The following is a 14,060-nucleotide window of genomic DNA, read 5'->3' as shown; positions in this document are numbered from 1 at the left end:
GCCGGTGCCTGGTGAGTGGAGCGGCCTGTGGTGTGCGGGAGGCTGTCGCGGGGGCTTGTCGGTGTTGCCGCTCTGCTGGGGCTCGCTGTCTGCGGCGGGGTGGCCGTCGGCGCGGACGCCCGGGGGGTGCCGGGGGACGTCGAGTTCTGGGTGAACCCGGACACCGCGGCCGCACGGCAGGTGGTCGCGTGGCAACAGCGGGGGCGGATCGTCGACGCCTGGTTCATGGAGCGCATCGCCGGACGGGCCCAGGCAGAGTGGCTGTACGAGGACGCGGTGGCGGCGGCGGACGGCACGGGTGGGACCCGGGACGTGGTGCGGGGGTACGTCGAGAAGGCGGCCGCCGCCGGCCGCACCGCCGTGCTCGTCGCCTACTTCGTGCCGCACCGCGACTGCGGGGACTACTCGGCGGGGGGCGCCCGCGACGCCGCGCACTACCGCGCCTGGATCGACGCCTTCGCCGGCGGAATCGGCGCGCACGCCGCGTACGTCATCGTCGAACCGGACGCCGTCGCCCAGGAAGTCGCCGGATGCGAGGGCGCCGACGCCACCGAGCGGTACGCGCTGCTCGCCCACGCCGTCGCCCGGCTCAAGCAGCAGCCCGGCGCCAAGGTCTATCTCGACGCGGGCAACGCGAGCTGGATCCCCCAGGAGAGCCGCCTCGTCGAACCGCTGCGCCAGGCCGGCGTCGCACAGGCCGACGGCTTCGCGCTCAACGTCTCCAACTACCGCACCACCGAGGAGAGCGCCGCGTACGGCCACCGCCTCGCCCGCGCCCTCGGTGGTGACAAGCACTTCGTCATCGACACCAGCCGCAACGGCAACGGGCCCTACGGAGGCGATGACAAGGCCTGGTGCAATCCGCCGGGACGTGCCCTCGGCACCCCGCCCACCACCCGCACCGGCGACCCCGCCGTCGACGCCTTCCTGTGGATCAAGCGGCCGGGCGAGTCGGACGGCACGTGCCGGGGCGGGCCCGCCGCCGGGACGTGGTGGCCGGAGTACGCCCTGGGGCTCGCCGTCCGGGCGCGCGAGGCGCACCTGGTGAGTCCGGTGCCGTCAGGTGTTCCCGGGGCGTGGGACGTTCCCGGTGTTCAGGGGCGCCAGACGTAGCGGACGTCCGGCTCGCGTTCCTCGTTGTCCGCGCCGTCCGTCCAGCTGTCCGCCGTGAAGCCGTGGCGTTCGTAGAAGCGGTGCGCGGGCTCGTTGACCTGGAAGGTGTGCAGGGTGAGGCCGGTGGGGGCCTGCTCCTTGGCCAGGGCGACGAAGCGGTCGCCGATGCCGCGCCCGCGCCACTCGGGCGCCAGGTACAGCTGGCTCAGCTCGGCCGGTGGGCTCGGTTCCGCCGATGCGGAGGCCTGGTGCGGTCCGGGGGCCTCGATGACCATCATGCCCACGATCTCGCCCGCCGCCTGCGCCACCCAGGTGCCGCCCCGCCCCACCACCACGTACCGGAAGAAGTCCCGGACCTCGTCGTCGGAGTGGGCGCGGCGCACGGTCGGCAGCGCGGCGTCGTACGAGCGCAGGTACACGTCGGCCACGGCGAGCGCGTCCGCCTCGGTGGCGGGGCGCAGGGTGACGGTGGCGGCCGAGGTGCTCATGCGTCCGCCCCTTCGGGCACGACGGCCGTGACGGTGATCTCCACGAGCTGGCCGGGGTAGCCGAGGACGGTCACGCCGAGCAGCGTCGAGGTGTGCGGGCGTTCGCTGAGGAGCTCGGACGCGCGGACCACGTCCCACACCCGCGCCAGCACGCCGGGCTCGTCCCCGACGACGTACACCGTGCTCGCCACCACCTGCGAAAGATCGCTGCCGACGGCGCGCAGGGCCTCGTCGAGATTGGCGATGACCTGCTGGGCCTGGAGGACCGGGTCGTCCTCGCCGACGAGGTTCCCTTCGGCGTCCAGGGGCACGGAACCGGCCATGAACGCGAGGCGCGTACCGGCTTCCACGACGGCCGCGTGGGCGTATCCGGGGGGCGGGAAGAGGCTGGGGACGACGGTTCGGTGGACGGGGGCGGTGGGCTTCGGGGGAGTTGGGGGAGTCGAGGGGGTGGCGTCGGTGGTCATGGGGGCATCGTGCGGTGTCGGGCGGGGCGGGCGCATCCGGATTTCCGGGGCGCCCGCCCCGTGGCCGTCGCCCGTGGCGGGCTCAGCGCACCTGCGCCGGTGAACTGCCTCCCGGCACCCGCAGTTCGGGGCTGCCCTTGCCGTCCGCCCGTGCCGTCCAGATGTCCTGCTTGCGGCCCTCGCGGCCCGGCAGCGCGTACGCCAGCGTGTCGTTGTCGAGCCAGGCCGCCTGGTCGTCGACGCTGTGGCGTTCGGCGAGGGGGTGCTCGCGCATGGTGCGCAGGTCCAGGACGTACAGGCGCCAGGGGTTCTTCGTGCCGCCGCGCACGCGCTTCTTGAAGGCGAGGCGGGTGTTGTCGGGGGAGAGGGACGGGCACTCCACGTTCTCGCGCAGGGCGCGGGCCGACCACTTCCGCATGTCGCCCTGGACCAGGTGCGTCCTGCCCTTCGTCGAGACGGTGGCGTAGAAGCGGTTGTCGTCGCGGGCGAAGGTGACGCCCCAGTAGTTGACGTCGGGGGAGTGGTAGCGGCGGCCGTCGAGGGTGAGGGGGATCTCCTCCATGTTCTTGACCAGGTAGCCCGTGCGGGTGTCGAGGATCGAGGTGCGGGTGGAGAAGGACGAGTCGCCGCCCGCGTAACTGTCGCCGGTGGTGAACATCGTCCACGACAGCATCCGGCCGGACGCCGAGACCCGTGCCCGGTTCGGGATGCCGGTGAGCGCCACGCGCCGCTTCTCGCGCAGCCGCTCGTCCAGGACCACGGCGTACGACTTCGGCGGGATGCCGGGGCGGCGCAGCAGGCACAGTGCGGTGCCCCCGGCGGCGTAGAAGCGTTCGCAGGAAGGGCCGTTGGGGGTGCGGGGGCCGGTGCCGGTCGCGGGGAGGCGGGCGACGCGGCCCGCTCCCGTCTGCGTCGAGCGGAAGTAGAGATGGCCGGGGTCGAGGGCGAACTCCGAGCTGGAGGCGATCGGTTCGGCCCGGTGGACGGCGCGCACGGTGTACGTGACGGCCGCGGCGGCGAGGAGGGTGGCGGCCGCCACGACGGAGACGACCCGCAGCCGGGTGGACGCCTCGGGCAGGGTGAGGGTCATGGGGTGCCTTCCGGGAGTGCGTGGGGTTTCTCCGGCGGGGCGTGCGGCTCCTCGGGGGCCGGTCCTTGTGCGGGTGCGGTGGTCTGCGACGGGCCCTCCGTCGACCGCAGCAGCGCCGCCCCGCCCGCGATCGCCACCGTCAGCGCGAGCGCCGCGCACGTCAGGGCCGCGCCGATGCCCCACAGGGTCCAGGCCGCGCCGAACCCCGCCGCGGCGAGCAGCCTGCTGAGGGCCTGGCCCGTCTGGAGCACCGCCATGCCGCTCGCCCGCCGCCCCTCGGGCAGGCACGGCGTGGCCAGGGCCATCAGGACGCCGTCGGTCGCCGCGTAGAACACGCCGAGCGCGAGCAGCACCCCGACGAGCAGCGTCCGGCCGCCGGTGGGCAGGAGCAGCAGGACGTACGCGACGAGCAGCGCGCCGTGCCCCGCGAGGAACGGGCCGCGACGGCCGACGCGGTCGGCGAGCCGCCCCACCGGCACGGCGAGCAGCAGGTACACCGCCGCCGTACCGAGCGGGAGCAGCGGGAACCAGCTCTCCGCGAAGTCCAGGCGCCGCTGCAGCAGCAGATAGAGGAAGGCGTCGCCGACGGTCGCCGCGCCGAGCAGCGCGGCGGCGGCGCAGACGCGGCGGAAGGCGGGGACGCGCAGGAGCGTGAGGGCCTTGCGGGGGCGGGACGCCGGTGTCCTCGCGGGCGCCGCGGGCAGCGCCGCCCGGCCCGGCACGAACGCCACCAGGAGCAGTACCCCGAAGAGCCCGAAGCAGAAGCTGACGACGAACACCGCGTCGTACGCGTCCGCCGTCACCCACAGCAGCGCGAACGCCGCGAGCGGGCCGAGCAGCGCACCCGTCGTGTCCATCGCCCGGTGCACGCCGAACGCCCGGCCGAGCCCGTCCGGCGGACTGCTCAGCGAGATCAGCGCGTCCCGGGGCGCCGTCCGCACGCCCTTGCCGAGGCGGTCCGCGGCGATCGCCGCCCCGATCCCGGCCGTGGCGCCGCCCGCGAGCAGCAGCCCAAGGCGGGACAGCGCGGACAGCAGGTACCCGGAGCCCGCGACGAGCTTGTGCCGCCCGCCGCGGTCGGCCGCGTACCCGCCGAGGAGCCGTACGAACGCCGTGGCGCCGTTGTAGAGACCGTCGAGGAAACCGAACGCCAGCGGGGACAGGCCGAGGCCGAGGACGAAGTACAGCGGGAGCACCGCCGCGACCATCTCCGACGAGATGTCGGTGACGAGGCTGACGGCGCCGAGCGCGAGGACGGGACCGGTGACGCGACCGCGCCCCTTGCCCTCGCGTCCGCCGTCCTTCCGGGCGGGACCGCCCGCGCCCTTCTTCTTGTCCTTGGCCGTGGTGACCGCGTCCGTGGTGGCCAGATACATCTGTGCGACACCTGGTCCGGATCAGCGGCAGCTGTAGGACGGGCTGGTGTCCTTCGTGGACCCGTCCGTGCCGATCAGCTTCCAGGAGAAGCCCGTGTCGGTGAAGTCGAGCTTCACGACGCCGTAGGTGTTGGTGATCCGCTTCTGGCTGTTGGGCTGGACCTCCTCGATCTTGTACGGGTTCGCTCCGCCCGTGCCCGCGAGGATCTCGACGATGCCGCCCGAGTCGGCGGAACCGTTCGCCTTCTGCGGCGCGAACCGCTCGTAGTGGTGGTCGTGGCCGCCGAGGACCAGCTCCGCCTTCGCGTCGTCGAGCAGCTTCCAGACCGGCTTGCCGACCGGGTTGTTGCCGTGCTCGCCGGAGGAGAACAGCGGGTGGTGCCAGTACGCGGCCACGCACTTCTTGGAGTTCGCCGCCAGGTCCTTCTTCAGCCACTCGATCTGCGAGCTGCTGTCGAAGCTGTTGGAGTCGAGCGCGATGAAGTGCCAGTTGTCCTGGTCGAAGCTGTAGTAGCTCTTGCCGTTCGGGTAGGCGACCGAGCCGAAGTAGGACTTGTAGCCCTTGAGCGGGCCCGCCGGGTCGTACGTCTCGTGGTTGCCCGGCACCGGCTTGGTCTTGTTCTTGAAGGCGCCCCAGGTGGTCGCGTAGTACTTCTGGAAGTCCTTCAGGCGGGCGTCGTCGTACTGGTTGTCGCCCATCGTCAGCACGAACTTCGGGTCGAGCCGCTGGACGAGCGCGGCCGTCTTCGGGTGCGCGCAGTCGCTGTCGCTCTTGGTGCACTGCTCGGCGATGTCGCCCACGGCCACGGCGGAGAAGGCCGCCCGCGGCGACGCCGCGGCGTCGGCCTCGTCGGCCGGCGACCACAGGAGCACTCCGCCGACCACGGCGAGCGCGGTGGCCGCGGCGGCCGGGACGGCCCAACGGGCTTTGGGCTTACGGGAGTTGTGGCTTGAAGCGGGAGTCGTGGTGGGGGTGTCGGTGGGGCGGGGGGTGAGCGACATGTCCGTCTCCTGATCGCGTGGGGGGTGGCGCGTGGGGGTGCGGGAGATGCGTCCGGTGCTTCTGTCTCAGGAATGGTGGCGAGGGGGCATGTGCGCGTCAAGATTGTGGACCAATAATTGTTAGGAAAGTTTCCTACCGTGGGATGGGGCGGCCGCGCGGAGTGCGGCGGCGCGGCGGCCGCGCGGCACCGGCGGCGGTGCGACCGCGCAGGTCCGGCGGCTGCGCGGGGCGCGCGGGCGGACTCGGCGACGGGGTGGGGTGCGGGGTCGCCTTAGGGTGGCGGTGGGAGCTGACGGGTGCGGGTGCGTATGTGTGTGCGTGCGCGAGTGAACGGGTGAGGTGGTGGCGGTGGTGGTTGGGGGTGCCGGGGTGGCCTCTGCCGGTGTTCGTCGTGCCGTCGTCGGTGGTTCCGGCGTCGATGGGCCTGCCGCCGACCGTGCCGCCGTCGATCGTGCCGCCCGCGCCGCTCTCGTACGCACCTGTGCCGCCGTCTTTCTGCCCGCCGAGGTGCCCCGCGACGGCGTGCTCGCGTGGTGGCGGCCGGACGGCGGGGAACTGCCCGACGTGCCCGGCGCGGGGGGCGCGGGGACGTGGGGGCGGGGGGAGCTGACCGTCGTACGCCGCCATGGCACGGGGGTGCGCAGGCGGATCGTGCCCGCGCTGTTCGCGCCGGTGGGGGAGGGGGTTGAGGTCCTTCTGGGGGGTGCTGGTGGTGGGGCGGGACGTGGGCGCGCCCACGGCCGAGCCTCTGCTCGCACCCACGACTCCCCTCGTACCCACGACTCCCCTCGCACCCACGGACCCGCCGTCGTCGCCGCGCATCCCGCCGCCGCGTGCTGGGACGCCGCCGCCCGGCACGCCCTGCACCTCGCCGCCCGGGGCAGACTGCTGCCCGGCCTGACCGATGCCGACGTGGACGCATGGCGGGCCGGGCCGCTCGCCGCCGAGGACGTCGCGCACCTGCGGGCCATCGCCGCCGCCATGCCCCCGGAAGCGCACGCCGTGCCCCTGCCCGGCGCCCGGCCGCCACTGCTGTTGCCCGATCCGTACGCGCTGGTCAGGGCCTTCGTCGACGCCGTCGTCGACGTCCTGCCGCGCACCCCGGCCGCCGCGTACGCCGTCGGCGCGCCCTTCGCCGCCCGCGCCCCGCAGTCGCTGCCCGCGGCGCGCGAGTGGGCGGCGGAGGTGGCGGCCGGGCAGGACGCGGGGGTGCGGGTGTCGCTGCGGGTGGATCTGCGGGCGCACGACTTGTTCGACGGGGAGGGGGAGGGTGCCGGGGCGGGAGAAGGGGGTGGGTCGGCTGGGGCTGGGGCTGGTTTCGGGACCGGGGTCGGGTCCGGGTCTGGGGCCGGGGCCGGTGGGGGTGCCGGGGGCGGCCGGGGTGCCGGGGTCGGCAGAATCGCCGGGGTCGGCCGGAGTGCCGCCGCCGGGGCCGCTGCCGCCGTGCTCCAGGTGCACAGCCTCGCCGACCCCACCCTCGTCGTCGACGCCGCGCGGCTCTGGGAGGGCGCCGAGCACTTCGGGCCGCGCGCCAAGGCCCAGACGCTGCTCGCGGTGCGCCGGGCCGCCCGCGTCTGGCCGCCGCTGGGGCGCCTCGTCGACCGGCCGCGCCCCGACGTGCTCCCGCTCACCGAGGCCGAGCTGTACGACCTCCTGGGCGCCACCGCGACGCGGCTCGGCGCGGCCGGGGTCGACGTGCACTGGCCGCGGGAGCTGTCGCGCGAGCTGACCGCGACCGCAGTGGTGCGGCCCGCACCGGGTACGGCCGCCGACAACTTCGACTTCTTCAAGACCGAGCAACTGCTGGAATTCCGCTGGCAGTTGGCGCTCGGCCCGTACGGGGGCGGAGGCGGGGACGGGGGCTCCGGCGCCGAGGAGGGCGGCTCCCCGCTCACCGAGGCCGAGATGGACGCCCTCGCCGAGGCGCACCGCCCCATCGTGCGGCTGCGCGACCAGTGGGTCCTCGTCGACCCCGACCTTGTCCGCAAGGCCCGCAAGCGCGACCTGGGCCTGCTCGACCCCGTGGATGCCCTCACGGTCGCGCTCACCGGCGCCGCCGACGTGGACGGCGAACGCGTCCCCGCCGTCCCCACCGGCGCCCTCGCCCACCTGCGCGAACGCCTCACCGGCGACCCGCACCCCGTCCCGCAGCCGCCCGCGCTCAAGGCCACCCTGCGCGACTACCAGCTCCGCGGCCTGGCCTGGCTCGACCGCATGACGGCGCTCGGCCTCGGCGGCTGCCTCGCCGACGACATGGGGCTCGGCAAGACCGTCACCCTCATCGCCCTGCACCTGCACCGGGCGCGCCCCGAGCCGACCCTCGTCGTCTGTCCCACCTCCCTGCTCGGCAACTGGCAGCGCGAGATCGAACGCTTCGCCCCGCACGTCCCCGTACGCCGCTTCCACGGCACCGGCCGCAGCCTCGACGACGTCCCCGACGGCGCCATCGTCCTCACCACGTACGGCACGATGCGCACCAGCGCCGCCGAACTCGCCGCCCGCGACTGGGACCTGGTCGTCGCCGACGAGGCGCAGCACGTGAAGAACCCGCACGCGGCGACGGCGCGGGCGCTGCGCACGATCCCCGCCGCGGCGCGGGTCGCCCTCACCGGCACGCCCGTCGAGAACAACCTCTCCGAGCTGTGGGCCCTCCTCGACTGGACCACCCCCGGGCTGCTCGGCCCGCTCAAGGCGTTCCGCGCCCGGCACGCCCGCCTCGCCGAGACCGGCGGCTCCGCCGAGAGCGACGAGGCCGTGGCCCGCCTCGCCCGTCTCGTACGCCCCTTCCTCCTCCGCCGCAAGAAGTCCGACCCGGGCATCGCCCCCGAACTGCCCCCGAAGACGGAGACCGACCACCCGGCGCCCCTCACCCGCGAACAGACCGCGCTCTACCAGGCGGTGGTGCGCGAGACGCTCGCCCGCATCGAGGCCGCCGACGGCATCGCCCGCCGCGGCCTGGTCATGAAGCTGCTCATGGCCCTCAAACAGATCTGCAATCACCCCGCGCAGTACCTGAAGGACGGCGCCGCGCGCACGGGCGAGGGCCACTCCCGCACGGGCGCGGGCCGCTCCCGCTCCGGCAAGCTCGACCTGCTCGACGAACTCCTCGACACGATCCTCTCCGAGGACGCCTCCGTGCTCGTCTTCACCCAGTACGTGGAGATGGCGCGCCTCATCGAGTCCCATCTGACCGCGCGCGGCGTACCCACCCAACTCCTGCACGGCGGTACGCCGGTGGCCGCGCGCGAGACGATGGTCGACCGCTTCCAGGCGGGCGAGGTCCCGGTCTTCCTGCTCTCCCTCAAGGCGGCAGGAACCGGCCTGAACCTGACCCGCGCGAGCCACGTCGTGCACTACGACCGCTGGTGGAACCCCGCCGTCGAGGACCAGGCCACCGACCGCGCGTACCGCATCGGCCAGACCCAGCCCGTCCAGGTCCACCGCCTCATCACCGAGGGCACCGTCGAGGACCGCATCGCCGAACTCCTCGCCGCCAAACAGGCCCTGGCGGACGCGGTACTCGGCGACGGCGGCGAGGCGGCCCTCACGGAGCTGTCGGACGCGGAGCTGTCGGAGCTTGTGGCGCTGCGGAGGGTGCGATGAGCTCCGCTCCGGGTGACGGCGCCCACTCCCCGATGTTCCCCGGCGTCGGCGGTGGTGCCCGCTCCCGTGTCTTCCCCGCCCTCCCGCCCCGCACCGACCCCGACGCCCCCTTCGCCTCGACGTGGTGGGGCGACGCGTGGATCGCCGCCCTGGAGGACTCGGCGCTCGACCCGGCCCGCCTTGCCCGCGGCCGTACGTACGCCCGCGAGGGCCACGTCGACACCATCACCGTCGAGCCGGGCCGCATCGTCGCGTACGTCCACGGCAGCCGCCCCCGCCCCTACCGCGCCGAACTCCGCATGCGCACCCTCACCCCCACCGACTGGGACCGCCTCCTCGACGCGGCCGTAGCCGACCCCGCCCACCTCACGGCCCTCCTCACCCGCGACATGCCCCACGCTCTCGCGACCACCGCCGACGACACCGGCGTCCCCCTCCTCCCCGGCCACGGCGACCTCATCCCCTCCTGCACCTGCCCCGACCGCGGCCACCCCTGCAAACACGCCGCGGCCCTCACCTACCAAACAGCCCGCATCCTGGACGCCGACCCCTTCGTCCTCCTCCTCGTACGGGGCGCCGAGGAGACGCGCGTACTGGACGAACTCGCGCGCCGCAACGCACACTTCGCGGCCCGGGAGGCGGCGCCCGCTCCGGCGACGCCGCGCCCTCCGGCGGCGGCGCACGCTTCGGCGCTCCCGCACGGGGAGACGGCGACGACGGGGGTCCCGTCGGACGACACCGCCCGCGTGGGGGCCGCCGACGGCGGTGGCGTCAGCCGCGAGGCGGAGGCGGAGGTTACTGAGGCCGACGAGGTGGTGCGCCCGGTGCCGGGGACGCACGACGGTTCCGGTACGGCGGCCGGGGCGGACGACGCCTTCCGCGCGCCGGCATCCGCACAGGGTGACGCCGCCCGTCCGGCGGCCGAGTCACCCGAGGCACGGAAGACCGCGCGCCCGTCGGACGCGGCCCGAAGGGCCATCCGCTCGGCTGCCCGGGCGGGGGAGGCGGCTCGCCCGGGGCTGGAGGCGGGTGACACCACGGGGGATGGTGCCCGTCCTGCTGGTCCGGCGGGGGGCGTTGTCCGTCCGTCGGACGCGGCGCGGAAGGCTGTGCGGACGAGCGCGAGGGCTGGGCGTGCCCTTCGCGCCCTGCCCGGCGAGGGCGACGCCGCCCCTTCGTCGTCCGTGACAGGGGACGCTGCCCGTCCGTCGGACGAGGCGCGGAGGGATGCCCGGGGCGCCAGGGCGGGGGATGCTCTTCGCCTCGTGCCTGGCGAGAGTGACGCCGCCCTTTCGACGTCCGCGGAGGGGGATGCCCTTCACCCCACAGCCGACGAGGGTGACGCCACCCCTTCGACGGCTGCGGCGGCTGGCGCCGCCCGTCCATCGGACGCGGCAAGAAAGGCCATCCGAGGCGTCAGGGCGAGGGGCCCCCTTCGCCCGGTGGCGGAGGACGGCGACGCCACCCGCTCGACGACGAGGGTGCGGAACGCCATCCCCTCGACTGCCAACGAGGGCGACACCAGCCCCTCGACGCCCACGGCACGTGCTACCACCCGCCTGGCGGCCAACGCGGCCAACGCGGCCAACGCGGCCAACGCGGCCAACGCGGCCAACGCGGCCGACGCGGCCGACGCGGCCGACCCGTCCTCCCCGCCCCAGGGCACACCCGCCCCCCACCCCGAACGGCCCGCGACAGCCCCCCTCGTGCCCCCGCCCCTCCCGGGCATCCCCGCCCGGGACGTCCTGGCCGGTGGCTACCGGCCCCCGCTACCGCCCCCGTTCCCCGTTCCGCAGCGCCCCGGCGACGCGCCCGTCCTGCCCGCCGTGCCGGGTGCGCCCGACGCGGCGGCGCTGGAGTTCCTGGCGACGGACGCGGCGGCGCGGGCCCACGCGTACCTGAGGTGGGGCGAGTCCCCGTTCGCGGCCGACGGGTGGCTCGACGCGGTGCGGCTCGCCGCGTCCCACCCCGGTCTGACGGGGCGCCGGACGTTCAGCCGTCAGTTCGCCGCGCTGGCCGCGTCGGTGGGCCGCACCCCCGCCGACCTGTCCCGCGCGGCGGCGGCCTGGCGGCAGGGCGGCGAAGAGGGCCTTGCGGTCCTGGAGTCCCCCTGGGACCCCCCGGCAGGCCCCTTCGACCGGGCCAGGGGCGCCCTCGCCGGCGCGGACCTGCCCCGCATGACGATCCACCGCAACCACCTCACGGACCCCACCGGCACCCACCAGATCCGCTACGGCCACGACGGCCGCTGGTACCCCTACCGCGCCGAGCCCCACTCCGGCCGGGCCGACTGGTGGCCGGACGGCCCCGCCGACGAGAACCCGGTGGGAGCCCTCACGAGTCTGCTCGGCGTCTGACGTCCGGGGCCGGTCCGTGGCCGCTACCGTGGACTCTCCAGCGGCAGCAGCGGCGACGAAGGAGACCCCGTGGACGCAGAGTTGACCGCCCTCGCGGCGGCCGGAGCTACGGCGCTCGTGCAGTCGATGGTGGGAGACGGGTGGGCGGCCGCGCGGGAGCGGGCCGTCGGGTTCTTCACGCGGCGGCGCGCGCAGGACGGTGACGGTGCCGCCGACGCCGTCGGCAGTGAACTCGACGAAGCACGCGAGGAGTTGGTCGCCGCACGGGACGCGGAGGACGCGGACACCGCCGCCGACGTGCAGGCCGAATGGCGCAACCGGATGCGGCGGGCGCTGCGGGACGATCCCGAGGCCGCCGCCGAACTGCGGGTGCTGTTGGACGAGTTGGCCCCCGACGGGGGAGAGGAAGGGCGGGGCGGCGCCGTGCGCAACACCATCAGCGGTGGTGTGCAGCACGGGAACGTCATCCAGGCCCACACCGTGGGCGACGTCACGCTGAGTTAGGTCCGCGCGTGCGCAGAAGGAGGGCGCGGAGGCAGGGCGCGGCGGTGTGTGCGGCGGTGAGGCGTGGAGGTGCCGTGCGGAGGCGCCGTACGGAGGTGAGGCGTGGAGGGCGCCGTGGGCCGTGAGGTGCGGTGGTGGTGCCGGGGTCGATGGCCTGCCGTCAGCTCCCGGCACCCCGTGAACGGTCCGACTCGCCGCCCGTCAGAAGTCCACACGCGCCCGGTCGTCGAGCCGCCCCACCGAGTCCTGCTTGAACTTCTTCTCGTAGTCGGAGCGGATCTCCTCGATGAGGACGTCCCGCTTCTTCGCCTCGGCGGTGGGGTACAGCAGGATCAGCTCGTACGAGCGCTCCCGCTCGATCTTGCCGTTGCTGTCCTTCCACTGGCCCCGGCCCTGCTGGATGGTCAGGCCGTCGGAGAAGCCGGGCGTGACCTCGGTGTCGATGAACTTCATGAACTGCTTGTCCGTCACGGCCGGGCCGCCGTCGGGGCGTTCGGTGCCGAAGAACAGACGGGTCTCGACGAAGGGCTCGCCGCGGGAGGCCGTGCCCTGCGTGCGGGGTGCCGTGTCCTCGGAGTCCAGGGCCGCGTACGCCGTCGGCGCGCCGATCGCGAGGACCGCCGCCGCGGCGGCCAGGGCGAGGCGCGGGCCGGTGAGCGTGAGGGTGAGGGCCATGGGGCCGCCTTTCGTGCGGGCGCGCGGCCGCGCGGGCCGGGCGACGGGTACGGGGCGCCGACGGCCGGGTGCGGAGCGGCGTCGACGGGCGTAAACAGTAGAGGACCCGGGCCTCGTGGATGTGTCGGCGCACGGGCCTGTCCGTAAGTCGCCGTCTTCCGTCCCGTCACTCTCATCCCTTACCTTTCCCAGGACTTGACGGGTGTCGCGGAGGGGACGACGGTGCGCACAGTGACGGAATGGTCGGCGGGTACGGGTAGTACGGAAGGCACGGCCGGTGCGGAAGGTACGGGGCACGCCGAGGCAGGGGCACCGCGCGGGCGCGGCAAGGTCCTCGGGCTCGCCCTCGCCTGCGCCGTCGCCGGTGCCCTGACCGCCGCCCCGCCCGCCCTCGCCGACAGCGGCCCCGCCTCCGTGCCCGCCGCCGGCTCCCCGTACGCCGCCACCACCGGCGTCGGTGTCCACAACGCGTACGAGAAGTCCAAGTACCCCTACTTCGCGGACGCCCTGGACTCCGGCGCGGGCATGCTCGAACTCGACGTGTGGACCAACGTCTTCGGTGGCGGCTGGCGCGTCTCGCACAGCAACCCCGTCGGCAACGACAACAACTGCGAGAACGCGCAGAAGCCCGAGGAGCTGCGCACCAAGGCCCGCAACCAGCGGCTCGACGGCTGCCTCGCCGACATGAAGGCCTGGCACGACGCCCACCCGGGCCACCGGCCCGTCCTCGTGAAGGTCGAGCTGAAGGACGGCTTCCAGGCGAAGAACGGCCGCGGCCCCGCCGAACTCGACGCCCTGCTGCGCGGCAAGCTCGGCGACGCCCTCTACCGGCCCGGCCAGCTCGCCGAGGGCAGCGCGAACCTCGACGAGGCCGTGCAGAAGAAGGGCTGGCCCGACCGGTCCGACCTCGCGGGCAAGTTCATCGTCGAGCTGATCCCCGGCACCGTCGAGCAGGGCAACCCCGCCGACAACCTGTGGACCGACCGCGAGTACGCCACGCATCTGCGGGACCTCGCCGCCGCCGGTCGCCTCGGGGACGCCGGAGCCTTCCCCGCCGTCCTCGGCGCCGCCTCCGGCGACCCGCGCACGCGCTACACCGACACCTCGATCCGGCCGTGGTTCGTGCTGTTCGACGGGGACGCGTCGGTGTACGCGGGCGGGTCCGTCGACACCAAGTGGTACGCGGACCGGCGCTATCTCGTCGTCATGTCCGACGCCCACAACGTGCCGCCCGCCATCAGCGCCACCAACCCGACCGAGGCCCAGGCCCGCGACCGCGTCGCCCTCCTCGCGGGGCGGCACGCCAGCATCGTGTCGTCCGACTGGTATCCGCTGCCGGGGGTGCTCTCCACGGTGGTTCCGCGCGGGTAGCCGCCCCTCGGCG

General features: G+C 74.6%; 11 protein-coding genes. 5 read left to right on the top strand and 6 right to left on the bottom strand.

Features of this window, described 5'->3' with window-relative positions:
- Window positions 1–126 precede the first annotated feature (126 nt).
- On the top strand, window positions 127–1,113 hold the full coding sequence (locus ACFVHO_RS07195) for a glycoside hydrolase family 6 protein (protein WP_385711072.1): 987 nt from the start codon (window positions 127–129) through the stop codon (window positions 1,111–1,113).
- Here ACFVHO_RS07195 and ACFVHO_RS07190 read toward each other — a convergent pair.
- From ACFVHO_RS07190 to ACFVHO_RS07170, 5 genes are all read right to left on the bottom strand, one after another.
- Window positions 1,095–1,601, bottom strand: coding sequence for a GNAT family N-acetyltransferase (locus tag ACFVHO_RS07190; RefSeq protein WP_385711070.1), 507 nt, complete (start codon window positions 1,599–1,601; stop codon window positions 1,095–1,097). The two genes, ACFVHO_RS07195 and ACFVHO_RS07190, sit on opposite strands and share 19 nt — an antisense overlap.
- Window positions 1,598–2,068, bottom strand: a complete 471-nt coding sequence (locus ACFVHO_RS07185; RefSeq protein ID WP_385711068.1) for a RidA family protein — start codon at window positions 2,066–2,068, stop codon at window positions 1,598–1,600. Before ACFVHO_RS07185 ends, ACFVHO_RS07190 begins: the two co-directional genes overlap by 4 nt.
- An 82-nt stretch (window positions 2,069–2,150) precedes the next feature.
- Window positions 2,151–3,158, bottom strand: a complete 1,008-nt coding sequence (locus ACFVHO_RS07180) for a TolB family protein (protein ID WP_385711067.1) — start codon at window positions 3,156–3,158, stop codon at window positions 2,151–2,153.
- Complete coding sequence (locus tag ACFVHO_RS07175) at window positions 3,155–4,534, bottom strand: MFS transporter (protein WP_385711066.1); 1,380 nt, start codon at window positions 4,532–4,534, stop codon at window positions 3,155–3,157. The genes ACFVHO_RS07180 and ACFVHO_RS07175 overlap by 4 nt, the downstream gene beginning before the upstream one ends.
- A gap of 21 nt (window positions 4,535–4,555) precedes the next feature.
- The gene (locus tag ACFVHO_RS07170) at window positions 4,556–5,536 is read right to left on the bottom strand and encodes a metallophosphoesterase family protein (RefSeq protein WP_385711064.1); all 981 of its coding nucleotides are present in this window, start codon (window positions 5,534–5,536) and stop codon (window positions 4,556–4,558) included.
- 370 nt (window positions 5,537–5,906) lie between these two features.
- On the opposite strand from ACFVHO_RS07170, the gene ACFVHO_RS07165 reads away from it, so the two are divergent.
- The 3 genes from ACFVHO_RS07165 (at window position 5,907) to ACFVHO_RS07155 (ending at window position 12,001) form a co-directional block, all read left to right on the top strand.
- The gene (locus tag ACFVHO_RS07165) at window positions 5,907–9,140 is read left to right on the top strand and encodes a DEAD/DEAH box helicase (protein WP_385711062.1); all 3,234 of its coding nucleotides are present in this window, start codon (window positions 5,907–5,909) and stop codon (window positions 9,138–9,140) included.
- Entirely contained in the window at window positions 9,137–11,497 is a 2,361-nt protein-coding gene (locus ACFVHO_RS07160) for an SWIM zinc finger family protein (RefSeq protein ID WP_385711060.1), read from the top strand. The genes ACFVHO_RS07165 and ACFVHO_RS07160 overlap by 4 nt, the downstream gene beginning before the upstream one ends.
- Window positions 11,498–11,566: 69 nt before the next feature.
- Window positions 11,567–12,001 carry a hypothetical protein gene (locus tag ACFVHO_RS07155; protein ID WP_385711059.1) on the top strand — a complete coding sequence of 145 codons (435 nt, stop codon included), beginning with the start codon at window positions 11,567–11,569 and terminating at the stop codon, window positions 11,999–12,001.
- A gap of 201 nt (window positions 12,002–12,202) precedes the next feature.
- Here the strand turns inward: ACFVHO_RS07155 and ACFVHO_RS07150 are convergent, their stop codons facing one another.
- Window positions 12,203–12,676, bottom strand: coding sequence for a DUF3574 domain-containing protein (locus ACFVHO_RS07150; RefSeq protein WP_385711057.1), 474 nt, complete (start codon window positions 12,674–12,676; stop codon window positions 12,203–12,205).
- 369 nt (window positions 12,677–13,045) lie between these two features.
- Here ACFVHO_RS07150 and ACFVHO_RS07145 point away from each other — a divergent pair, with 369 nt between their 5' ends.
- Window positions 13,046–14,047, top strand: a complete 1,002-nt coding sequence (locus ACFVHO_RS07145) for a phosphatidylinositol-specific phospholipase C domain-containing protein (protein ID WP_385711214.1) — start codon at window positions 13,046–13,048, stop codon at window positions 14,045–14,047.
- Window positions 14,048–14,060 lie beyond the last annotated feature (13 nt).

The sequence above is a fragment of the Streptomyces sp. NPDC127108 genome (genome assembly GCF_042677545.1).
Taxonomy (GTDB): Bacteria; Actinomycetota; Actinomycetes; order Streptomycetales; family Streptomycetaceae; genus Streptomyces.
This window is presented reverse-complemented; position numbering and strand designations above follow the sequence as displayed.

What these genes read in the sequence shown, in the direction of transcription:
- ACFVHO_RS07190 (WP_385711070.1), bottom strand. Translation starts at nt 1,601, where the DNA reads ATGAGCACCTCGGCCGCCACCGTCACCCTGCGCCCCGCCACCGAGGCG.
- ACFVHO_RS07185 (WP_385711068.1), bottom strand. Translation starts at nt 2,068, where the DNA reads ATGACCACCGACGCCACCCCCTCGACTCCCCCAACTCCCCCGAAGCCC.
- ACFVHO_RS07180 (WP_385711067.1), bottom strand. Translation starts at nt 3,158, where the DNA reads ATGACCCTCACCCTGCCCGAGGCGTCCACCCGGCTGCGGGTCGTCTCC.
- ACFVHO_RS07175 (WP_385711066.1), bottom strand. Translation starts at nt 4,534, where the DNA reads ATGTATCTGGCCACCACGGACGCGGTCACCACGGCCAAGGACAAGAAG.
- ACFVHO_RS07170 (WP_385711064.1), bottom strand. Translation starts at nt 5,536, where the DNA reads ATGTCGCTCACCCCCCGCCCCACCGACACCCCCACCACGACTCCCGCT.
- ACFVHO_RS07160 (WP_385711060.1), top strand. Translation starts at nt 9,137, where the DNA reads ATGAGCTCCGCTCCGGGTGACGGCGCCCACTCCCCGATGTTCCCCGGC.
- ACFVHO_RS07150 (WP_385711057.1), bottom strand. Translation starts at nt 12,676, where the DNA reads ATGGCCCTCACCCTCACGCTCACCGGCCCGCGCCTCGCCCTGGCCGCC.